Raw genomic sequence first — 20,677 nt, 5'->3', positions numbered from 1 at the left:
CCGCCCAGTGTAATCCTTTCTGCGAAGAAAGCATGAATTGGCGTGTGTGTTTTCAAAGCTTTTTGTTACTGGCTTTCACCCGCCATGGTTACCCAGGCCCGCGTGCGAAGGGATTCCATGCCACCGCCACTGCGAATACCACGAACCGGAGCCGCATCCCGGTAATCCAGTCCGGTTGCCAGCTTGATATGGCTCTCCGCTACATTGAGCAGATTGACCACATCAAAGGTGTGCCAGTTTCTGCCCAGCCAGGCTTCCGCCCAGGCATGGGTGGCCAGGTGGTGTTCGCTGAAGGTGTGGATGTAGCCGCTGACGTAGCGCACCGGCACGCCGATATGGCGGCAGCAGGAGATGAACACATGGGTGTGGTCCTGGCAAACTCCGGCTTTCTGCTGGAAGGCCTCCGCCGCGGTGTGGGTGACCGTGGTAACGCCGGGCATGAACTCGATATGCTCGAGGATGCGGTTCATCATCCGCACCAGGCTGCGCTTGTTGGGTGAGAACTGGCTGGCGAAGGCCTTGATGGCTTTATCGGCCTCCGTCAGCGGGGTATGGCGCAGAAATACCTCCGGTGGGAAGGGTGAGTCGTCTTTGGTCAGGGGTTTTCCGGTCAGGTCCACCACGCCCTCGGCGGTCAGGGTGATTTCAGTGACAGCCTTGTCCATGGTCATGACGGTCACCAGGTTGCCGAAACCGTCGGTCATCTGGCTGGTTTCGCCGGGGGTGGTGAGGTGCCATTCCTGAATCTTCTGCTGTGGCGTGTTGCGGGGTGTCAGCCGCAGGTACTGGATGCCGCTGTGCATGGGCGTATCGTAGGTATAAGTCGTGTCATGGCGGATGTTCAGTTTCATCATTACCACCCCATGTAGTCTTTCTGGATCTGACCGGTGATGCGCTCGATACGCTCCAGGAAATCGGTCAGATACTCGTTCAGCCCGCGTTCTTCAATGTACTCGCGGTCGCCAAAGCGGATGTTGGCGTAAAGGCTGGAGGCCAGGCGCCGTGCGCGTCGGGCCTCACCGCTCTCAATCTGCTCAAGCAGGTCGGCGATTTCCTGCAGGCAGGCATGGAGTGATCGGGGTACATCCCGCTTGAGGATCAGCAGCTCCGCCACATTCATTGGCTCGATGTTATGTCCGTAGGTGTTCTGGTAAGCCTCGAAGGCAGCCAGTGAATGCAATAGCGCCGTCCACTCAAAGAACGACTGAGTCGGATGGCCTTCCAGGGATTTGGTGGCCATGTGATGGCGAATATCCAGCACCCGTGCGGTGGTATCGGCCCGTTCAATAAAGGTGCCCAGGCGCAGAAAGTTGAAAGCATCATTGCGTAGCAGAGTGCCGTAGGCAGCCCCCCGGAACACGTGGGAGCGTTCGCGGGTCCAGTCGAACACGCGGCTGGCGTTGGACTCGGTGACGCCTTTGTGACGCAGCTCCTTGAGCTCCATCCACGCCAGGTTGATGCTTTCCCACACGTCGGCCGAGAGGTTGCCCCGCACATGCAGTGCGTTATCCCGGGCGCTGCCAATAACACTGAACACGCTGGCAGGGTGGCGGTCGTCCAGAACCAGAAAGTCGATCAGGTTCTGCGGGGTAATCTCCTCATAGAGTTCGTGATACACCTCTTGCGTGCCGGTGACCAGCAAGGGTACCGAAAGCTGCTCTTCCCGGTCTTCGGGAACGTCGATCAGCGCCATGGTCAGGCTGACATCCAGCAGGCGGGCCTGGGTTTCGGCGCGTTCCAGATAACGTGCCATCCAGAACAGACTTGATGCGGCGCGGCTCAGCATTGGTCGTCCTCCAGTACCCAGGTGTCTTTAGTGCCACCGCCCTGGGAGGAGTTCACCACCAGGGACCCCTCTTTGAGCGCCACCCTGGTGAGTCCTCCCGGGACCATCTGCACTTTTTTGCCGGAGAGCACGAACGGTCGCAGGTCCAGATGCCGCGGAGCCACACCCTCATTCACAAAGGTGGGGCAGGTGGAAAGGCTCAGCGTGGGCTGGGCAATGTAATTATCCGGCCTGGCCTTGAGCAGCGAGCGGAAGTGGCTGAGCTCTTTTTTGCTCGCCTTGGGGCCGATGAGCATACCGTAGCCGCCGGCACCCTGGGTTTCCTTGACCACCAGCTCGGGCAGGTTGTCCAGAATATAACTGAGGTCCTTGGGCTTTCTTCCCTGCCACGTAGGCACGTTCTTCAGGATGGGCTCTTCGCCCAGATAGAAGCGAATCATCTCCGGCACGAAGGGGTAAATGGCTTTGTCGTCGGCAACGCCGGTGCCCATGGCGTTGGCGAGCACCACATTGCCGGTGCGGTAAGCCGCATACAACCCCGGAACGCCGAGCATGGAGTCGGGGTTGCCGGCCAGTGGGTCGAGGAAGTCGTCGTCTACCCGACGGTAGATTACATCCACCTGCTGGGGGCCGACGGTGGTTTTCATGTAGACCTTGTTCTGGCGCACAAAAAGGTCGGCGCCCTCCACCAGTTCAATGCCCATTTGCCGGGCCAGGAAAGCGTGCTCGAAGTAGGCGCTATTGAAGCGGCCGGGGGTAAGCACCGTCACCGTGGGGTTTGGTTTCAGGGAGGCGGCGCGCAGGGTTTCACCCAGCAGAGCGGGATAATGTTCCACCGGCGCAACCGGGGCCTGGGCAAACAGCTCCGGGAACAGACGCATCATCATGCGCCGGTTTTCCAGCATGTAGGAGACGCCGCTGGGGCAGCGGAGGTTGTCCTCCAGCACGTAGAAGTCGCCATCGTTGTGGCGGATCAGGTCGATGCCCGCAATGTGGGAATACAGGTTGCGGGGCAGTTTGAGGTTTTGCATGCCGGGCTGGTACTGGGGGTTGGCAAACACCTGCTCGGCACTGATAACCCCAGCGCGGATGATGTCAAAATCGTGGTAGATGTCGAACAGGAACCGGTTCAGGGCATGGACCCGCTGGCGCAGCCCGGCCTGCAAATGATGCCAGTCGCTGGCGGAGATCACCCTTGGAATCAGATCAAAGGGGATCAGGCGGTCAGCGCCCTGGTCCTCGCCATACACATTGAAAGTGATACCCAGGCGCTGGAAAAGCACGTCCGCTTCGCGACGCTTCTCGGCGAGTACGTCCTCATCGGACTTGATCAGCCAGTTTTCCAGCATCCGGCAGCTGGGCCGTACCCGGTTATTTTCGTCGAACAGCTCGTCGTAAATACCCTCGGGCGGGGTTTGAATCAGCATAACCATGACCCTCTCCTGAACATGCCTCCCGCCGGATGCGGAAGGTCTATATCCAGCCGTTCCAATGTCAGAAGGAACAGCAAAAGGCAGGCCACCCTGGCAATGGAAGTCGTTTTTTGGTCAGGGCGGGCTATTTAAGAAAAGGCCAGGAGGGGAGATGTGTCAATACAAACTGGTGTCAGCCGACGGTAAGTCTGCACCAAACTGGCACTGTTTCCTGGTAGCAAAGCAAAACTGTCAGTGAGCCAGGCTCAGAGGGTGCCCCAAAAGTGGGCGATATAATGGGGCATCAATACCGATAGTGCATACTCGTGGTGCGTTATCGAGGGGATTACATCGTTGTGATTTCTGTTTCTTGTATACGCTCTTTCCATGCGGCATACCGCAACAGGTCGGTCTCCACCAGCGCCAGACAGGCTGCGACCACACCGGCGTCGTCCAGGAAGCCAATGCCCAGAAGCAAGTCCGGAATCAAGTCCAGGGGGTTGAGCACGTAGATAAGGGCACCAGCAATAGCCGCTATGCTTTTCCACGGCACTTCCCGGTAGTTTCCCTGCCAGTAGTCCCGCAGCATGGAAAACATAAGCCGGATATCAGTACTGAATCGGCGCAGTTTACCGCTTTTTCTGACCTTGTCCTCTATGGACTTCTGACGGCTGAGCAGGTCGGCCACATCATCTCGGCGTACTCTGTCGGCTTCGGTATTCAACTGTTCGTTTGCACTGCGTTCGCTGAAAGTAGCCATTGGACGTTTCCTGTAGTGAAAAGCCTTTCCCGACCCATGATCCATCAAGGTAGCGACGAAGCCAAGGGGTTTGCGGGGTGCTTTCGGATCGTGGTTATACTGTGTGTATGGCCGAGTTCGTAAAAAACAATTCCACCGCATTTCCCGATGCCCTGTTATCTGAGGCCAGGGGGCTTGAGGTATTGGCAGATACCCTCAAGGCAGCCGGTGTCAGTGGGTTACGGGTGCCAGAAGTGAAATCTGTCTCGGAACGGGAGCTGGTTATCCCCAGGATCAACCCCGGCCCGGCAAGTGAGGCGGCCATGACAACGCTGGGCGAAGGCCTGGCCCGGATGCATGCCGTTCACCACCCACACTACGGATTTGACCGCGACAATATGATCGGCCTGTCACCACAGAAAAATCGCCTGACGGACGACTGGGGCGACTTTTTCCTCAAAGACCGCCTGGGAGTCCAGGTTGAGATGATCCGTAACCCCCAGGTCAAGAGCGAGTTTGAGAGTGTGCTGGGGCAAAACGGCGCTGCATTGACGCAATTCCTGAACGAGCATTGCCAGCACCCCAGCCTGCTTCATGGCGATCTCTGGTCCGGCAATGTACTGTTCGACAAAGCCGGCCCATGGCTGATTGACCCTGCTGTCTACTTTGGCGACCGGGAAGCTGACATCGCCATGACAGAGCTGTTCGGAGGTTTCTCAACGGCCTTCTACCGTGCTTACGATCGCGTTTATCCGAGAACGGGGAGTTACGACACCAAACGGGCGATCTATAACCTTTATCACACCCTTAACCACTACAACCTGTTCGGGACATCGTATCTTGACGCCTGCAGGCGCAATCTGGGAGTAATCGGGCGATTGTGACTTATTGGCGCTTATACTGGGTAGGGCAATAACCTCTCGTGACGCCTGCCGGGCGCAGTGCACGATGCTTGGTTTTTCGCCCGCTGACACGCTTTCGCCAGAGCCGGAAGCTGCCGCGTTTTAACTCCCGTCGCATTATTTTTATAACGTCTTTTTCCTGCAATCCATACAGGCTTTCGATAGCTTCAAACGGCGTGCGGTCCTCCCAGGCCATTTCGATGATGCGGGAACGTTCTGATTCCGTGAAATTCACCACCACGCCTTGTCCCACATTTCCGGATTCGCCCAGTTGTCGGGATTGTTCCAGGCGCGTTTGTGGTTGTAGCTGTCGATGTTGTAGGTGTACAGGGTCAATGGCTGGGTTTCGTCTTCCAGCTCGGCCTGGCGGCGAAAACCCAGCCCGATGAAATCGGTGAACGCCCAGTTCGGATTGTCAGCGACCACGACTGCAATCTGATGGGTGCCATAATTCCGGAGTTGGCCAAGAAGAATCTCTCCCTGATCGTGGTCCAGGTGCTCCAATGTTTCCGTGATCAGAGCCAGGTCCTGTGTGCGGGGTAATGGGAAGGCGTCGTTCGGGGCCCTGGTATCCAGCGTTGTCATGGCGGACTCGCTATGGTGCTGACACCAGTGATCACCCACCTCACCAGCGACTTTGCCACAAACCACCAGGGTGGCGGGTTGGCAGGTGTCGATAATGCGGGCCAGGGCCTGATGGGCTGTGGTCATGGCAGAGCGTGTCCTTTTGAGATTGAGCGGTCAGTATCCCACTGGCCAGTCGGCGGCATCAACCAGGTGCAGGCCAACTGGCTGGGCGGCGTCTCCCCGCCAGTGCTTCACGAATTCCCCATCCGGATCGAACTGTTGCGCCTGTTTTGTCAGATTGAAGTGTCTTGGCCCCTTGGCGTCTGCGCCAACCCCGGCGAGGTACTGCCAGTTACCGTAATTGCTGGCGACATCGTAGTCGACCAGTTGCTCTTCAAACCAGGCCGCACCGTAGCGCCAGTCAAGTTCCAGTTCATTCACCAGACAACTGGCGACAATCTGGCGGCTGCGGTTGCTGATGTAGCCGGTTTCCCGCAGCTGATTCATGGCAGCATTCACCAGGGGATATTCCGTACTGCCCGCGCACCAGGCCTTGAAGCGGTGAGGGTAGAAGGAAGAAGAGCGCTTTTTGTGCTGTACCCCATCACGGCGAAACAGGTCAGAGTTATGCTTCAGGGCGTACCAGTAGAAGTATTCCCGCCACAGCAGCTCGAACCACAGCCAGTAAGTAGACTCGTTTTTAACATGCCTGCTTTCATAGTCGGTGATGCTGTCGGCTACTTCGCGGGCTGACAGTGAGCCATTGGCCAGCCAGGGGGACAAACGGGAAGACGCCTCGGAATCATCCAGCGCGTTGCGGGTTTCCTTGTAGGAATCGATGTGGTGATTCACAAACAGGTAGTCGTTCAGTCGCTCCAGGGCCGCTGACTCGCCACCACTGAACCAGACCGGCTGGCGGGGCTCGGGAATGGCCGGGCATTCCCCGCGATTGTCTTCGGGATAGCCGGGCGCAGGAGGCAGTGCCGTCAGTGTGCGAATGCGTAGCAATTCTGAATGACGTTCGCCGTTTTTCTCAATTTGCTTGCGAAACCCGGAAAAGGTATCCGGCAGGCTATCCAGCTCCATCGGAAGCGAGCCCTCAGTAAACAGGCTAAGCGTTTCGAATTGCTGGAAGACCGTCTGTGGCAACTTCTCCTTGATTGTTCGCCATTGCGTGGCCTCGCGGGTGCCGGGCAGGCGGGAGCGTACTACCCGACCAACCTGGTGATCATGCACCAGTGCCGGTATTACCTCTTCAGGATCGCCGAAAGCGATATGCAACCGTTGCCCCAAGGCCCTGAGGCTGCGTTCCAGCGACATCAGACTTTGCCACAGAAATCGCCACCGGTGTTCACCCATGGTTTTGCATTGGAACGGGCCCGGCGCAAACCAGCGCGGGTTCACCACGTACACACAAAGCAGAATGTCTGACTTCGACGCGGCCAGCAGTGCGGCGTTGTCATGCAGGCGCAGATCCCGCGTGAACCAGTAAAGGGTTTTCATATCGGCAACTTCTTTCAGGGATTTTGCAGGGAATTTTGTCTGATGCCCTGGCCAAGGTATACGCGCGTTACGGGGAAAAGATTGTTGGAGAGAAAATTCGTTCCGGTGTGTGCGTGTCCGCAAGCACCGGAACCTTCCATCTGTGATATTTACAGTTCCTGAGCAGTGGGCCGCAGGATGATTTCGTTGATGTCGACATCGGCCGGTTGCTCGATGGCGTAGACAATAGCCCGGGCCACAGCGTCGGAATCAATGGCAACCTGGTAGAGCTCGTCCGCTGCCTTTTTGGCGTCCGGATCGGTGATGGTGCTGGTGAGCTCGGTCGCCACCGCACCCGGCGAGATGTTGGTGCTGCGGATCTCGTCACCGGCTTCCATGCGCAGCCCTTCAGACAGCGCCTTGACGGCGTATTTGGTGGCACAGTAGACAGCAGCGCCGGGGAACAGTTTATGCCCGGCAACGGACGACAGGTTGATAACATGACCGCTGTGTTGTTCCCGCATGGTAGGCAACACAGCGGCGATGCCGTACATCACGCCTTTGATGTTGACGTCTACCATCTGATCCCATTCATCGACTTTCAGGGCGTCCAGGGGCGCGAGGGGCATCAGACCAGCGTTGTTGACCAGCACATCGATCCTGCCGAAAGCTTCTTTTGCCTTCGCCGCCAGGGATTCGACCTGAGTTCGGTCAGTTACGTCGGTGACCTGCCAGGTTACCTCGGCACCTTTGGCTTTCAGATCTTCCGTCAAGGCTTTCAGCCGGTCTTCCCGACGTGCGGCGAGTACCAGCCGGGCACCGCGATCGGCCAGGCGACGGGCTGTGGCTTCACCGAGACCACTACTGGCGCCGGTAATTATCACGACTTTGCTGTTGATCGGGTCGTTGGTGTTGCTCATTGGGCATTCTCCTTCAAGGTTAACTGAATGTAATTAGACCAGTCTACTAGCCTATAATCGAAAAAAATTTCAGCGGATGGTCAGGCACTGCATGAAAAAGACCCGCACGAATCGCTCCATGGGTTCTGTGGACTTGAGGACTTTCGAGCGCAGGATGGCACCTTCCCAGCCGGACAACAGAAAGCTGGCGGCGTCTGTAGGGTCGATATCGGGGTTGATGTCTCCGGTTTTCTGGGCGTCCCGCAGGCACTGTTCGAAACGTTTTTCCCAACTGGCAAAGACTGTGTCCAACCGCTGCCGGAAAGCCTCGTTCTGCCCCGCCAGTTCCTGCCCGAGATTGCCAATCAGGCAGCCGCGGGTGTACTCGCAGCTGGTCATGGTTTCGAAACCGGTGTCGAAGTAAGCGCGCAGGCGGTCAACGCAGCTGCGGCTGGTGTCGTTGAGGATCCGTTCCAGCTTGGTGTCGTATTCGTCGGCAAAGGTATCGATGACAGCCAGGCCGAATTCGTGCTTACTGCTAAAGTAATGGTAGAACGACCCCTTGGGCACGCCAGCGGCTGTCAGCACGGCATTGATGCCGGTTGCGCCGAAGCCCTTCTGGCCGATCAGATCGGCGCCGGTGTGAATAATGTGAGTGCGGGTGTCGTATGTGCTCATGTTTGGTATATTAGACCGGTCGTCTAGAATCCGTCAAATCACCGGAGTCCGCAATTGCCGAGATTCCCAACCGTTTCAGAGGAGCCTGCCAGTGATTAAATCCCGTGCCGCCGTGGCGTTTGCCCCCAATAAACCGCTGGAAATCGTGGAAGTGGATGTTGCCCCACCACAGAAAGGGGAAGTGCTTGTGCGCATCGTCGCCACTGGCGTTTGTCATACCGATGCCTATACCCTTTCCGGCGCCGATTCCGAAGGTAATTTCCCCGCCATACTTGGCCATGAGGGCGGTGGCATTGTTGAAGCGGTTGGTGAGGGTGTCACCTCTGTGGCAGTGGGCGACCACGTTATCCCCCTCTACACCGCCGAATGTGGCAAGTGCAAATTCTGCACTTCCGGTAAGACCAATCTGTGTGGTTCCGTTCGTGAAACCCAGGGTAAGGGTGTGATGCCGGACGGCACCTCCCGTTTCTCCTACAAGGGCGAGCCCATCTACCACTATATGGGTTGCTCCACTTTCTCTGAGTATACCGTGCTGCCGGAAGTCTCCCTCGCGAAAATTCCCAAGGAGGCGCCGCTGGAGAAAGTCTGTCTGCTCGGTTGCGGCGTCACCACCGGCATCGGTGCCGTGCTGAACACGGCCAAGGTGGAAGAGGGCGCAACGGTGGCCATCTTCGGCCTCGGTGGTATCGGCCTGGCTGCTATCATCGGCGCCACCATGGCCAAAGCCAGCCGCATTATCGCCATCGACATTAACCCCGGTAAATTCGACATCGCCAAACAACTCGGCGCTACCGACGTCGTCAATCCCAAGGACTACGACAAGCCGATCCAGGAAGTCATTGTGGAAATGACCGACGGCGGTGTGGACTACTCTTTCGAATGCATCGGCAATGTGGACGTGATGCGTTCAGCCCTGGAATGCTGTCACAAGGGCTGGGGTGAATCCATCATCATCGGCGTGGCCGGTGCCGGCGAAGAAATCCGCACCCGCCCGTTCCAACTGGTGACGGGTCGGGTCTGGAAAGGGTCAGCGTTCGGCGGCGTGAAAGGCCGTACCGAACTGCCCGGTTACGTGGAAAAGGCCGAAAAAGGGGATATTCCCCTGGATGTGTTCATTACTCACAACATGCCGCTTGAGGACATCAACGAGGCGTTTGAGTTGATGCATGAGGGTAAGAGTATTCGGTCGGTTATTCATTTCTGAAGTTGAGCAGGGCCCCGCGTCAGTGTCGCGGGGCTCAGGAGTAGTCGATGGTTTCAGATAATTCATTCCGCTTCCGTTTCCGCGTCCGCTACGGCGAATGCGACGCCCAGAGTGTGGTGTTCAATGCCCGCTATGCGGATTACGTGGATATCGCCGTCAACGAGTACATCCGCACTCTGTTCGGGGACTACCAGAATTTGCTGGACCAGGATCTCGACATTCAGGTGGTCAGCCTCATGATCAATTACCGCGCACCGGCGCGGTTTGATGATGTGCTGGAAGCCAGGATTAAGGCAGGGCGGATAGGCAATACGTCGTTCACGGTGCACCTGGAGTTCTATCACCACGGCGAAGAGGCGCAGGTTGCCGAAGCGGATATAACCTACGTGTTAATTCAGCCTTCACAGATGGCAAAAACGCCTGTCCCGGATGCCATCCGGGAAAAGCTTGAGGTGGGAGCAACCGGCGTGCTGATCAGCCACGCCGGGGAATAGCGGCAATATTCAGGGAAGCAGTTCAGCGTTCCTGAAGCGCTTGCACAACGGCCTTGGCCGTGCCTTCAGAAGAAGCCGGGTTCTGGCCAGTGATCAGTTTGCCGTCCACCACAATGTGCGGGCCCCAGTCGTCACCCTTGGTATAGGTGGCGGTGTTTTCCTTCAGCATGTCTTCCAGAAGGAAGGGCACAATACCGCTGAGCCCTACGGCTTCTTCTTCACTGTTGCTGAAGCCGGTGACTTTGCGACCACCCACGATGTTTTGTCCCGGTTTGATTTCCACATTCTTGAACACGGCCGGGGCATGACAGACGGCACCGATGACCTTGTCCTGCTCGAAAGCGGTCTTGATCAGCGCCATGCTTTTCTCATTGTTGACCAAGTCCCACAACGGGCCGTGGCCGCCAGGATAGAAAATGGCGTCGTACTCGTTCATGTCCACATCCGCCAATTTCTTGGTGCTGGCCAGGGATTCCTTGGCGTGGGCATCCTGCTGGAATCGGCGCGTGGTTTCAGTCAGGGCATCGTCTGTTTCGCTGTTGGGGTCAACCGGTGGTTGGCCACCTTTCGGCGAGGCAATGGTGATGTCGGCGCCGGCATCGCTGAACACGTAATACGGTGCGGTGAACTCTTCCAGCCAGAAACCGGTTTTGTGGCCAGTGTCTCCCATCTGATCGTGCGAGGTGAGAACCATCAGTACTTTCATCAAGGTTGTCCTTTCTGATTCGGAAAATGAATTCAGTTCTACTGCCCTATACAAACTGTGTTGCGGCGACAGCGTGGTAAATCAACCGTGGACTTCAAGTTATATCCGAAGATGGCAAACAGATGCTGTGGGTATCGTCTACTGTCTATCGTCTATACTTTACGTGATTATGGACAAAAGACTGAACCGAAGTTCCGGGTTCCTGTCTTCATAATAACTTCATCGAAGGGTTTGTACGTTGCGTCACCTTGTTTCTTGCTTCATGGCCATCATAGTTCTGGCCTCTCCGCTGGTGTCAGCTGAAAATGGGGGGCATTCCGTAACTGTTGGGATTAATCATGCCCCACCCTATCGAGTGGTGGGCGATGAAGGCGTCACAGGCCTCTACGTCGACATTTTCAACGAAATCGCCGAAAGGGTTGGCTGGGACGTGCGCTACGTTGAAGCGCCGTTTCGCCGGATTTTGCTGGTGATGGAAGAAGGCGTGGTGGATGTCATGCTCGGCCCTCTTAAAACTGACGAGCGAGAGCGGATGATGGCCTTCGTGGCGCCAGTTTTTCCACCGGAACGAAAACTGTTTTTCTATTATCGTGATGAATACCGGATCAACGAATACGACGACCTGTACGGAAAGAAGATTGGCGTGCTCGACGGTGCCAGCTATTTCGAAACATTCGATAGCGATGAAAAACTCACAAAAGAGCCCATTGCACGTTATGAAAACCTGATGCGAATGCTGGAGCTTGGTCGGGTGGATGTGGTGGTTGCCCCCGAGCTGGTCGGGCGTCATACCGTCAGGCAGCTCGATATCGATGTCTCTGTATCGCCCTACCAGGTGCCTGGTGAACATTCATACATCGCCATTTCCCGGACCTCGCCCGTGTTTTCCCGGCAAGAGGAGATAAACCAGGTGTTTGATGAGATCCGGCAGGATGGTACTTACGACAAGCTTGTTATGGGCTATCGGGATCACGCCAGCAAATGACGCCGGACCGGAGTGATTTGTGGTTCCTGCCCTTGGGCGGAACTGGAGAGATCGGCATGAACCTCAACCTGTATGGTCACGACGGCCACTGGTTGATGGTGGATTGTGGTGTCACTTTTCCGAAACCAGGCCGGATTGCCGCCGATGGCACCGTTCACCATCGTGGTGAACCGCCGGTGCAGATGGCAGACCCTGCCTTTATCGCGGATCGCCGCGACCAGTTGGCCGGCCTGTTAATCACCCACGCTCATGAAGACCACATTGGCGCGGTTCCCTACCTGTGGCCGTTGTTGCAATGCCCCATTTACACCAGCCGCTTCACCGCCGAAATTCTGCGCCGCAAGCTGGCGGAGTTCGACCTGCTTCACCGAGTGCCGATTCACGTTGTCGATGTCGGCGACCGCAGGGCGATCGGGCCATTTGAAGTGCAATGGCTCGCACTGACTCACTCTATTCCTGACCCCAACGCCCTGATGATCCGCACTGCCGCCGGCCGGATTTTCCACAGCGGAGACTGGAAGCTGGATGACCATCCCCTGGTTGGTCACGGCTATTCCAGAACCACTTTTACAGACCTGGCGAATGAAGGGGTGGACGCCATGGTGTGTGATTCCACCAATGCCACCGTTTCCGGCCACTCCACGTCGGAGGCGGTGCTGTACGACGGGCTGCTGAACGTCATCAAACCTGCCGCCGGACGTGTTGTCGTCACCTGTTTTGGCAGTAACATCGCGCGGCTGCATACCCTGGCCATGATTGCTCGGGCAACGGGGCGCTACATGGGCCTGATCGGGCGTTCACTCATCAATATGAGTGGAGCCGCCAAGGCATCGGGGCTGTGGGACACTGCCGACACATTGATCAATGCCTCCCACTTTGGCTATCTGCCACGGGAAGAGGTTCTGGCGGTTGCCACCGGTAGTCAGGGCGAGCCACGCACTGCCCTGCGCAGGTTGGCAGCCGGTAACCATCCCGACTTCGAGCTTGAGGCCGGTGATACGGTCATCTTCAGCGCGCGAGCCATTCCCGGTAATGAAGAGGCTATTGACGCACTTATCGGCAGGCTCAAAGCTCTGGGTGTGTCAGTGATCACTGCGGAAGACGCAGATTTACCCATTCATGCGTCAGGTCATCCCGCCCGGGAAGAGCTAGACTTAATGTATCAATGGGTAAAGCCTGCTATTGCCATTCCGGTTCATGGCGAGGCCCTGCATATGGAGACCCACGCGGGTATTGCCAAGGCAAACGGAGTACCCCGGGCCATGGTTGGCCGAAACGGCGATTTGTTCATGATCCGGCCTGTGCCGGGGATTCGCCGCCAGATTACCGAAACCGGGCGCCTGGGCTGGGAAGGGCAGGTGCTCGTCAGGGTTGAGTAAACCGATGTTGAAAACGTTCTACAATCTTTGTGCTCTGGTTTTGACACTTTTTTTTGTGGTTCCCGCCGGTGCGTCTCCGAAGCCTCCTTGCAAGATCCTCACAGCGAGTGGTAACCCGGAATACCCGCCTCTGCTGTGGCGGGATTCGCCGGATGACGGCCGACTTACCGGAGCCATACCGGCACTGTTGCAGGAAATCGTGGAACCAATGGGGCTGGAGATTATCGTGAGGGACCTTGGCTCCTGGGCGCGGGTTCAGCACGTAGCAAGTCGGGGTGAAATCGACATGGTCGCAGGTGCGTTCTACACCTCCGAACGTATTGATTACATGGATTACCTGCTCCCTCCGATCACTCACCTCCCAACTGTTGTCTGGGTGCCCAAAGGTGGCGAATTTGTCTACCGCCACTGGCCGGATCTACTGGGAAAGCGTGGCAGCACCCTGATCAATAACAGCTTCGGGCAGAATTTTGACCGTTACGCAGATCAAAATCTGCGCATCGAAGGCGTGCGGTCCATTGAACAATCCTTCCAGATGGCATTGGCTGACCGTGTCGATTACGTTCTTTATGAGTTGCTGCAAGGTCAGGTGAAGCTGGAAAAACTGGGAATTGCAGAGGATTTTGTGGCGCTGGAGACGCCGGTCAGCCGGGAGGGGTTGTTTTTTACTTTCTCGAAGAAGTCAGCGTGCAATACGTTCGAATTGAGAGAGCGTATTGCGGCACGTGTGTCGAGCCTCGTGGATTCAGGCCGCGTCGACCAGTTGATAGCTGAATTTACCAGGGTCTATACCGGAAAAAACTGAGGTACCAGTGGTCGTGTGAACCCACCTTGGCGCTCCGTCGTATTTGTCTACAGTCATGGATAGAAGAACAGCAAAGCCGCAGCTATATGATTGAGCAGGACAGGAGTCCGTAAAAATGGTCGGAAACGTGCGACAGTTGGAGAGTCTATTCAGCACTTTTTCGCTGGAGCTGGCCAGTGCAAGCGTCGAACAGCTTGAAGATACCATTCAGACCTTTATCGCCCAGGTAGGAAGCGAGCTCGAGGCGGATCGCTGTTATCTGCTTTTGATCGATGAAGCTACACAAACTCTGTCCACCTCCCACGAATATTGCGCCCCTGACATCAGCCCCCAGAGTGATGCCATTCAGGATGTGCCAATGGCACGTTTCTCCTGGCTGGCGGAACAGCTCGCGTCTGAATCGGTGGTGGCAATACCCGATGTGGAAAAACTCACCCCGGCCGCTGCAGAAGAGCAGCGTGAATTCCGGAGGCAAGGTATAGGCAGCCTCGTATTGGTGGGGCTGAGGCTGGATGGAGACATCGCGGGTGCCTTGGGCTTCGATTATGTCGGCCGGTCGGTGTCGCTGGAAAATTCGGAAAAACAGGCCCTTGAGAAACTTGCTGCGATACTGGGTGCCTCTGTTCATCGACGGCTCCTGTCCGCCAGAAATCAGCGCTTTGAAAGCAGCTTGTATCGCTATTCCGAACAGTTCCCCGGGGTTGTCTTCCAGTTTCGTGCCTACCCATCCGGCAGAATGACCCTTCCTTTTATCAGTGGAAGGGTCGAAGACATGTTCGGTCTGACCCATGCCACGGTAAAGCCTGACGCCACTCCTTTACTTGACCGCATTGTGCCTGAGGATCGAAAAGCTGTTTTCGCAGGCATTGAGAAATCAGCGCAGACGTTAACGCCTTTTGAAATCCAGTTCCGAGCAGAGAAAGTTAACGGGGAGATCGCATGGATCGAGGCACGTTCGGTGCCGGCAATGTTGGCGGATCAGAGCGTCGTCTGGCATGGATACTTCTTCGATATAACCCAGAAGAAAACAGCAGAATCCGAGATAGAGCAGCTCGCTTTCTATGACCCACTCACCAAGCTGCCTAACCGCCGCTTGCTGCGAGATCGCCTGGCCCAGGCTCTCGCCGGCAGCACCAGAGATCATCATCATGGCGCGCTGGTTTTCATCGACCTGGATCATTTCAAGAATATCAATGACTCGGCAGGGCACGTTGTCGGAGATGAACTGCTGATACAGGTTGGTCACCGGTTACAGCAGTCCGTTCGTGAGTGGGATACGGTTGCCCGGATTGGCGGCGATGAATTTGTTCTCATTCTGAAGGGTTTTTCCGCCGGTTCAGCCAGCGCTGCGACCAAGGTTGAAAAAGTCTGCGAAAAAGTTCGCGATGCCCTGAACGAGCCATACAGCCTTCAGGGTGTCGAATACAACGGCTCACCCAGCATTGGTGTCACCCTGTTCTATGATCATGACGCCTCCCTGGAAGATTTGCTGAGCCAGGCCGATATGGCGATGTTCAGGGCCAAGGAAGATGGTCGTAACTGCATTCGCTTCTTCGACAGTAAAATGCAGAGTGACGTGTCTGAGCGCCTGGCAATGGAATCGGATTTGCGCGCAGCGGTACGAAGGGAACAGTTTTCTGTTCATTACCAGCTGCAGGTCGACGAGAGTGGCAGCCCGATAGGTGCGGAAGCCCTGTTGCGCTGGCAATGCCCCGGTCGCGGAATGGTCTCACCCGCCGAGTTCATTCCCCTGGCGGAAGAGAGTGGGCTGATTGAACAGGTGGGCTATTGGGTTCTGGAGGAAGTTCTCTCGCAGGTTGCCGATTGGCAGCGCAGGGGCGATCGGTTGTCGAAGCTTCCGGTTGCGGTAAACGTGAGTGCAAAGCAGTTTCGGCTGCCGTCATTCTGCACAACGGTGATGGCTTTACTGAGAAAGACCCGCGCCTCGCCCCGAAATCTGAAAATTGAGATTACCGAGAGTGCGCTCGCTTATGATCTGGAGATGGTTGAGGAAACGCTCCGTACACTGAGAAGCATGGGAATCCGCGTCTCTCTGGATGACTTTGGTACAGGGTATTCGTCGCTGGGATACCTGAAGAGACTTTCGCTGGATGAGCTCAAGATTGATCAGGGCTTTGTCAGGGACATCCTTGATGACCCCAATGATGCTGCAATCGCAGAGACCATCCTTGCCCTGGCTTCTGCGCTTCGGTTATCGGCAGTGGCAGAAGGCGTAGAAACCAGAGGGCAGTTGGAGCGGCTGATTCAAATGGGCTGTAAGCGTTTCCAGGGGTATTTTTTTAGCAGGCCTCTGCCTTCTGCCGAGTTTGAAAGGTTGGTTGAACAGCCTGATGATGGCCGTTCAAAGATGACGCGTTAATCCCGGCCGTCATGGCGAATCCGTTTTCTGGCATCCGCGAAAAGCCGTTCCCAGTGCGGGCTCTCTGAAAACCAGCATTGCCAGCAGGCAGCTACCGAGCACCGATACCACAATGGCCGGACCAGCCGGTATGTCATAGCTCGCTGACAGCCAGAGCCCGATGCCATGGCCGGTAAAACAGACCGCGGACGCCATCACCAGACCATATCCCCTCAGGCAGCAAAGCATGAGTGGTGCCGCAATCAGGGTCGCGAACACCACATAGACCCCCGCCGTTTCCACGGTCATGGTGACTGCCACCGCAAACAGCGGCAGGAACAGCCGTGCACGAAAATGTTCGGAGCCGGTGTTACGCCACAGCAAAACGGCCAGGGTGATCACAGCCATTGGAATCAGCGAAAAACTGGTGACCCAGAGCAGGTCGCCGTTGAGGGTTTTTGCCAGCTGCTGGGCACCGTGGGGGTCCTGGCTGACCACCAGGGTAGCCAGGCTGGCCCCCAGCACATACAGGGTTCCGATCATCGCTTCGCGATAGTCGGGCACCAGCTTCAGGATCAGGTGCACCATTGCCACCGCCAACAGGGCAAACAAAAGCCCGCTGGCCGGTATGCCGGCAATGGTGTGGTTCGGCATCAGGGACAGGCCAGTCAGGGAGCCAAGTGCCGCCCACTGGGCAATAGCAAGGTCTGCAAACACCACGCCCCGCTCAAGAACCCGGTGGCCCAGCGGAACCAGACACAGGGCCATCAAGAGGCTCGCCGCCAGTGGGGTCAAAAGCCAGAACCAGCTAGCCATGATCGGCGCTCTCCGGGGCCGCCTTGTCATTGTATTGCTGGAGGCGCTCGATAATATGGCTGATCAGTTCGGCAAGGCTGTTGGTTTTCGGCTCCTCCGTCACGGTGCCGGGTAAAACTTCAACCGGTAGCCCGGCCTTTTCCGATAGCCACTGCGCCGGGCGATCATTCTGGTAGCTTGCAATCAGCACCACTTTAACCTCGTCAAGCGCCGGATCGGACAGTACTTTGCCCAGATGAGCTGCGCTGGGTGGCAAACCCGGCTTGGGTTCCAGATCGATGGCTGCCTCCACCCCAAGCCAGCGCAGAAGGTAACCAAATGTGGAGTGCTGAACCACAATCGGCATACCCTCCAGGCTGGTTGCGGCCTCGCGCCATCGTGCGGTGTTGAGTTTCCAGCCCACGTGCCATTGCCGCTGGCGCAGACGGATCGCGTTCTCACGGTCGGGTGCGAGCTCGGTGAGTCGATCCGCGAGCGCTTCCACGATATCGGGCAGCCTGTCAGGGTCGAGGTGGATATGGGGGTCACCCTCCGGGTGCACATCGCCCATACTGCGATCCACGTGGTCGTGGGGTTGATGCAGCTCGACCTGCTCGGCAGCGAAGAATAACCCCGGCTTACCCGGCTGGACGCCGCGGTTGGATGCGCGGCTGATCAGCGCAGGTAGCCAACCTGATTCCAGCGAAGCACCGGTGCAGACGGCAATATCCGCACGACCCATGGCTGCAATCAGGCTGGGCCGTGCCTCGATGTAATGCGGATCCTGCCAGGCGGTGGTTGCGGTTCGAATCTCCGCATCCGGCACCAGAATCCTGGTCAGGTCTGCCCATTCCGGCTCGCAGGCGAAGACATTGAGAGCTGCCTGGGCGGGCATCATGGCCAGCCCGAGCATCACGCCGGTAACGAGTTGTTTAAAAACCATGGGCACCGTGCGCTCCGAAACTCATGACGTACTGCAGCATTACGGTGTTGTCGGCTTTCTCGAATCCGTGGGCTTCCTGATGGGTATACTGCAGACGCACCGTCGAGAAGTGGGAGTGAGACCAGGCCAGCATGACATCCGTTTCTTTCAGTTCCTGGTCGTGGAAGTGGTCGCCATGGGCTTCCCTGAGTTCGACCTGGCCATAGCGGGCACCGGCCGACCATTGTGGCGCGAACTGGTAAACCGCGGACGCATACCAGCCTTCGTGAACGTCATCCGATGTCGCATGCTCATTCAGGTCGTCGACATAAAGGTATTCGCCGCTGAGGGTCAGCTGTTGCTGGCGGTTGTTGCCACCCGGCGCCCATTTCCACACCAGATCCGCCATGTAGAGATTCTCGCCGGTGTACTGGGCGCCGTGGGAATGGCCGCCATGATCATGGTCGTCGCCGTGATCGCCGTGATCGCCGTGATCGCCGTGGTCGCCGTGGTCACCATGGCCGCCATGGACCTGACGGTTATTCAGGTACGACAGGCCGGCCTGCCAGCTTTGCGAAGGGGTGAGGTCGCCGCCGAGTCGGGTATTGACGGTGTACACGCCGATGTCTTCCTCGCCTTCGGACAGCTGGTTACCATCAAACGCTTCGGCGCCGATCTGCCAGTAGAAGGGTGTGGGCAAAAGCAGGTTCACACGCAACCCATCGTCGAAATAATGGCTGCCCAGCAATGCCCGGTATGCGGCGGGCCGCTCCACAAAGTCATCCTCATGGAGGTGACGGCTGTTCAGGTAGCCTACCTGAGAAAGAAAGCGGCCACCGCGAACGCTGAGGTTGTAGGGCATACCAGTGGTCTGCAGGAAGGCTTCTTCCAGGCCCAGTTCGGTTTCGCCTTCGTGATCCTCCAGTACGGCTGTCAGTCGGCCTTCGAATAGGTCGTCAATAGGAGAGGAGAGAGACAGCTCGGTATGGCCGAGCCCAAAGCCCTCGTCACGGTGTGACAGGGCGGTGTGGTTCTGCTTGTAATAGCCATCCAGCACCACGCTGACATCCGGGTTCATTTCGTTGGCCTGAATTGCGGTAAACGGGAGAATGGCCAGCGCGAGAGCGCCGGCTTGAGTGTTCAGGAGTTTCATAGTGTTCCTCTGACTTCAGGAAAAATTGTGACAAACCCTGAATCAGGATTCGTCATCTTCGTGGTCGTGATCATCGTCGTGATCATGTTCATGGTCGTCGTGAGAATGATCACTGTCCGGCAGGCCCAGCCAGACCAGTCCGGAAGCGGAGAAGCCCAGGTCCATGGTGCGGACAACCTCGCCATCGTGAGTATCGATTTCGGTGATGGTTTGGTTGTTGGGATTCAACACGAACAGGCGGTCATCGGCAGCCGATTGGGCGATGGCTGGTGAGGCGCTGTCTTCTCCGAGTGGGTCGGTCACGTCTATCGTCGTAGCCAGGGTCCAGGCGTTTTCAGGCTGGAAAAGCCGGAGCTTGCCGTCGTCTCCCATTACATAGAAGACTTCGCCGTGAGCATCGAAGCCCTGAGCGATAGGACCCACGCCGTCATCAAGAACCAATTCACTGTAGTTGTCCGTGGCGGCTTCGGCATCAATTACAAAGACCTGATCGCCCGCGATCCCTACGAGCTCCTCGACATCCGGGTGACCGGCCAGGGTGCCTATCCGGCTGTCATCGGCCAGCGAATCGGGGTTGCCGAGTTTGATGACGGGATAGTTGGCATCATGAAGATCGATGGCCAGTACACCATCGCTGCATCCGAAGGCGACAACATGGGCATTGGCAGCGGCGCCATGTAGGCGAGGGCAGGTTTCGTCATAACGATCTTCGAAGCTGAATCCACCGTCTGTAAAGCCGTATCTCTCTATCTGGGAAGGTAGAGTCGTGTCGGTTACTGACGACGGGCGATAGGTAACAAACAGCTTGCCGTCGGCCAGCTTGGCGACGCCGTGCATATTGTTATCGAGATCCAGAGACGCTTCGGCGTCTCCGTTGCCGAGAGATTCGTCGGTAAAAACGGTGACCTTGGAGCTGGCAGAAGCAGACCCATCAAAAAAAACGATGCCCCGGTCATTACCCAATGAGTAATGGGTCGGGCGGTTGTCGTTCAACGACAGGTTGAGCATGGTCGGCGTTTCTGCGTAGTCATGCATGTGGTCGCCGTGGTCTTCGGTGTAAAGGCCGCTGTCAAAAAAGGAAACCAGGTCGTCGGCCCGCTGAATGGCTACGGCGTAGCGGCGGTCGGGGCTGCTGTACAACCTTGGCGCTTCGCCGTCTACCGCAAACGAAGCCAGCGTCTCGCCATTGTCATCGATTTCCAGGATCTTGATGGCACCGGCATCGGTGTCGAACAGGGCCAGGCGTCCAGAGGTATCGATATCGGTATGCTCATGGGCTTCGTCGTCATCTGAACTGCTACCGCCACATCCGGCAATCAGAGCGGCGGAAAGTGCAACAGCCAGGGGAGCGCGATGGGCGTGAACCCAGATCCTTCTGGTGTGTGAGTTGTTTTTGGTGATCATTCTGAA

21 protein-coding genes are annotated in these 20,677 nt (G+C 57.0%); 7 read left to right on the top strand and 14 right to left on the bottom strand.

Annotation, left to right across the window (positions count from 1 at the left end; genetic code table 11):
- Positions 1-65: 65 nt before the first annotated feature.
- From M8010_RS00645 to M8010_RS00630, 4 genes are all read right to left on the bottom strand, one after another.
- On the bottom strand, positions 66-854 hold the full coding sequence (locus M8010_RS00645; protein ID WP_250086818.1) for a transglutaminase family protein: 789 nt from the start codon (positions 852-854) through the stop codon (positions 66-68).
- Entirely contained in the window at positions 854-1,786 is a 933-nt protein-coding gene (locus tag M8010_RS00640; RefSeq protein ID WP_250086815.1) for an alpha-E domain-containing protein, read from the bottom strand. Before M8010_RS00640 ends, M8010_RS00645 begins: the two co-directional genes overlap by 1 nt.
- Positions 1,780-3,213: a circularly permuted type 2 ATP-grasp protein gene (locus M8010_RS00635; RefSeq protein ID WP_250086813.1), complete on the bottom strand. Its 1,434-nt coding sequence runs from the start codon at positions 3,211-3,213 to the stop codon at positions 1,780-1,782. The genes M8010_RS00640 and M8010_RS00635 overlap by 7 nt, the downstream gene beginning before the upstream one ends.
- 331 nt (positions 3,214-3,544) lie before the next feature.
- Positions 3,545-3,958, bottom strand: coding sequence for a YkvA family protein (locus M8010_RS00630; RefSeq protein ID WP_250086811.1), 414 nt, complete (start codon positions 3,956-3,958; stop codon positions 3,545-3,547).
- 107 nt (positions 3,959-4,065) lie between these two features.
- Between M8010_RS00630 and M8010_RS00625 the strand changes: the two genes are divergently transcribed.
- The gene (locus M8010_RS00625) at positions 4,066-4,821 is read left to right on the top strand and encodes a fructosamine kinase family protein (RefSeq protein WP_250086809.1); all 756 of its coding nucleotides are present in this window, start codon (positions 4,066-4,068) and stop codon (positions 4,819-4,821) included.
- A 1-nt stretch (position 4,822) separates the two neighbouring features.
- Here the strand turns inward: M8010_RS00625 and M8010_RS00620 are convergent, their stop codons facing one another.
- The 5 genes from M8010_RS00620 to M8010_RS00600 form a co-directional block, all read right to left on the bottom strand.
- Entirely contained in the window at positions 4,823-5,074 is a 252-nt protein-coding gene (locus M8010_RS00620) for a TIGR03643 family protein (RefSeq protein ID WP_349666077.1), read from the bottom strand.
- Positions 5,071-5,550, bottom strand: coding sequence for a DUF6231 family protein (locus M8010_RS00615; RefSeq protein WP_250086808.1), 480 nt, complete (start codon positions 5,548-5,550; stop codon positions 5,071-5,073). The genes M8010_RS00620 and M8010_RS00615 overlap by 4 nt, the downstream gene beginning before the upstream one ends.
- A 30-nt stretch (positions 5,551-5,580) precedes the next feature.
- On the bottom strand, positions 5,581-6,909 hold the full coding sequence (locus M8010_RS00610; RefSeq protein WP_250086806.1) for a DASH family cryptochrome: 1,329 nt from the start codon (positions 6,907-6,909) through the stop codon (positions 5,581-5,583).
- 149 nt (positions 6,910-7,058) lie between these two features.
- Positions 7,059-7,808 (bottom strand): SDR family oxidoreductase, encoded by a 750-nt coding sequence (locus M8010_RS00605; protein WP_250086803.1) that lies wholly within the window; start codon positions 7,806-7,808, stop codon positions 7,059-7,061.
- A 69-nt stretch (positions 7,809-7,877) separates the two neighbouring features.
- The gene (locus tag M8010_RS00600) at positions 7,878-8,465 is read right to left on the bottom strand and encodes a TetR/AcrR family transcriptional regulator (protein WP_250086801.1); all 588 of its coding nucleotides are present in this window, start codon (positions 8,463-8,465) and stop codon (positions 7,878-7,880) included.
- 91 nt (positions 8,466-8,556) lie between these two features.
- Between M8010_RS00600 and M8010_RS00595 the strand changes: the two genes are divergently transcribed.
- Positions 8,557-9,669 carry an S-(hydroxymethyl)glutathione dehydrogenase/class III alcohol dehydrogenase gene (locus M8010_RS00595; RefSeq protein ID WP_250086799.1) on the top strand — a complete coding sequence of 371 codons (1,113 nt, stop codon included), beginning with the start codon at positions 8,557-8,559 and terminating at the stop codon, positions 9,667-9,669.
- Positions 9,670-9,716: 47 nt separating this feature from the next.
- Entirely contained in the window at positions 9,717-10,163 is a 447-nt protein-coding gene (locus M8010_RS00590) for an acyl-CoA thioesterase (protein WP_250086797.1), read from the top strand.
- Between the two features lie 22 nt (positions 10,164-10,185).
- Here the strand turns inward: M8010_RS00590 and M8010_RS00585 are convergent, their stop codons facing one another.
- The gene (locus M8010_RS00585; protein WP_250086795.1) at positions 10,186-10,869 is read right to left on the bottom strand and encodes a type 1 glutamine amidotransferase domain-containing protein; all 684 of its coding nucleotides are present in this window, start codon (positions 10,867-10,869) and stop codon (positions 10,186-10,188) included.
- 262 nt (positions 10,870-11,131) lie between these two features.
- Here M8010_RS00585 and M8010_RS00580 point away from each other — a divergent pair, with 262 nt between their 5' ends.
- From M8010_RS00580 to M8010_RS00565, 4 genes are all read left to right on the top strand, one after another.
- Positions 11,132-11,854 (top strand): substrate-binding periplasmic protein, encoded by a 723-nt coding sequence (locus tag M8010_RS00580; protein WP_250086793.1) that lies wholly within the window; start codon positions 11,132-11,134, stop codon positions 11,852-11,854.
- A gap of 56 nt (positions 11,855-11,910) precedes the next feature.
- Complete coding sequence (locus tag M8010_RS00575; RefSeq protein ID WP_250086791.1) at positions 11,911-13,233, top strand: ribonuclease J; 1,323 nt, start codon at positions 11,911-11,913, stop codon at positions 13,231-13,233.
- A 40-nt stretch (positions 13,234-13,273) separates the two neighbouring features.
- The gene (locus M8010_RS00570; RefSeq protein ID WP_250086790.1) at positions 13,274-14,038 is read left to right on the top strand and encodes a substrate-binding periplasmic protein; all 765 of its coding nucleotides are present in this window, start codon (positions 13,274-13,276) and stop codon (positions 14,036-14,038) included.
- Positions 14,039-14,153: 115 nt separating this feature from the next.
- Positions 14,154-16,418, top strand: coding sequence for a putative bifunctional diguanylate cyclase/phosphodiesterase (locus M8010_RS00565; protein WP_250086787.1), 2,265 nt, complete (start codon positions 14,154-14,156; stop codon positions 16,416-16,418).
- Positions 16,419-16,427: 9 nt separating this feature from the next.
- Here M8010_RS00565 and M8010_RS00560 read toward each other — a convergent pair whose 3' ends face one another.
- The 4 genes from M8010_RS00560 to M8010_RS00545 are packed head-to-tail and all read right to left on the bottom strand — an operon-like array spanning position 16,428 to position 20,671.
- A complete protein-coding gene (locus tag M8010_RS00560; protein ID WP_250086786.1) occupies positions 16,428-17,213 on the bottom strand; it encodes a metal ABC transporter permease in 786 nt (261 codons plus the stop codon).
- Positions 17,206-18,135, bottom strand: coding sequence for a metal ABC transporter substrate-binding protein (locus M8010_RS00555; protein WP_250086784.1), 930 nt, complete (start codon positions 18,133-18,135; stop codon positions 17,206-17,208). Before M8010_RS00555 ends, M8010_RS00560 begins: the two co-directional genes overlap by 8 nt.
- Positions 18,125-19,267 (bottom strand): hypothetical protein, encoded by a 1,143-nt coding sequence (locus M8010_RS00550; protein ID WP_250086782.1) that lies wholly within the window; start codon positions 19,265-19,267, stop codon positions 18,125-18,127. Before M8010_RS00550 ends, M8010_RS00555 begins: the two co-directional genes overlap by 11 nt.
- A gap of 42 nt (positions 19,268-19,309) precedes the next feature.
- Positions 19,310-20,671 carry a YncE family protein gene (locus M8010_RS00545; protein ID WP_250086780.1) on the bottom strand — a complete coding sequence of 454 codons (1,362 nt, stop codon included), beginning with the start codon at positions 20,669-20,671 and terminating at the stop codon, positions 19,310-19,312.
- Positions 20,672-20,677 lie beyond the last annotated feature (6 nt).

This window comes from Marinobacter sp. ATCH36 (assembly GCF_023555055.1).
Taxonomy (GTDB): Bacteria; Pseudomonadota; Gammaproteobacteria; order Pseudomonadales; family Oleiphilaceae; genus Marinobacter.
This window is presented reverse-complemented; position numbering and strand designations above follow the sequence as displayed.

Coding starts and splice junctions, on each gene's coding strand:
- M8010_RS00645 (WP_250086818.1), bottom strand. CDS start 854: ATGATGAAACTGAACATCCGCCATGACACGACTTATACCTACGATACG.
- M8010_RS00640 (WP_250086815.1), bottom strand. CDS start 1,786: ATGCTGAGCCGCGCCGCATCAAGTCTGTTCTGGATGGCACGTTATCTG.
- M8010_RS00635 (WP_250086813.1), bottom strand. CDS start 3,213: ATGCTGATTCAAACCCCGCCCGAGGGTATTTACGACGAGCTGTTCGAC.
- M8010_RS00630 (WP_250086811.1), bottom strand. CDS start 3,958: ATGGCTACTTTCAGCGAACGCAGTGCAAACGAACAGTTGAATACCGAA.
- M8010_RS00625 (WP_250086809.1), top strand. CDS start 4,066: ATGGCCGAGTTCGTAAAAAACAATTCCACCGCATTTCCCGATGCCCTG.
- M8010_RS00615 (WP_250086808.1), bottom strand. CDS start 5,550: ATGACCACAGCCCATCAGGCCCTGGCCCGCATTATCGACACCTGCCAA.
- M8010_RS00610 (WP_250086806.1), bottom strand. CDS start 6,909: ATGAAAACCCTTTACTGGTTCACGCGGGATCTGCGCCTGCATGACAAC.
- M8010_RS00605 (WP_250086803.1), bottom strand. CDS start 7,808: ATGAGCAACACCAACGACCCGATCAACAGCAAAGTCGTGATAATTACC.
- M8010_RS00600 (WP_250086801.1), bottom strand. CDS start 8,465: ATGAGCACATACGACACCCGCACTCACATTATTCACACCGGCGCCGAT.
- M8010_RS00590 (WP_250086797.1), top strand. CDS start 9,717: ATGGTTTCAGATAATTCATTCCGCTTCCGTTTCCGCGTCCGCTACGGC.
- M8010_RS00585 (WP_250086795.1), bottom strand. CDS start 10,869: ATGAAAGTACTGATGGTTCTCACCTCGCACGATCAGATGGGAGACACT.
- M8010_RS00580 (WP_250086793.1), top strand. CDS start 11,132: ATGGCCATCATAGTTCTGGCCTCTCCGCTGGTGTCAGCTGAAAATGGG.
- M8010_RS00575 (WP_250086791.1), top strand. CDS start 11,911: ATGAACCTCAACCTGTATGGTCACGACGGCCACTGGTTGATGGTGGAT.
- M8010_RS00565 (WP_250086787.1), top strand. CDS start 14,154: ATGGTCGGAAACGTGCGACAGTTGGAGAGTCTATTCAGCACTTTTTCG.
- M8010_RS00560 (WP_250086786.1), bottom strand. CDS start 17,213: ATGGCTAGCTGGTTCTGGCTTTTGACCCCACTGGCGGCGAGCCTCTTG.
- M8010_RS00555 (WP_250086784.1), bottom strand. CDS start 18,135: ATGGTTTTTAAACAACTCGTTACCGGCGTGATGCTCGGGCTGGCCATG.
- M8010_RS00550 (WP_250086782.1), bottom strand. CDS start 19,267: ATGAAACTCCTGAACACTCAAGCCGGCGCTCTCGCGCTGGCCATTCTC.
- M8010_RS00545 (WP_250086780.1), bottom strand. CDS start 20,671: ATGATCACCAAAAACAACTCACACACCAGAAGGATCTGGGTTCACGCC.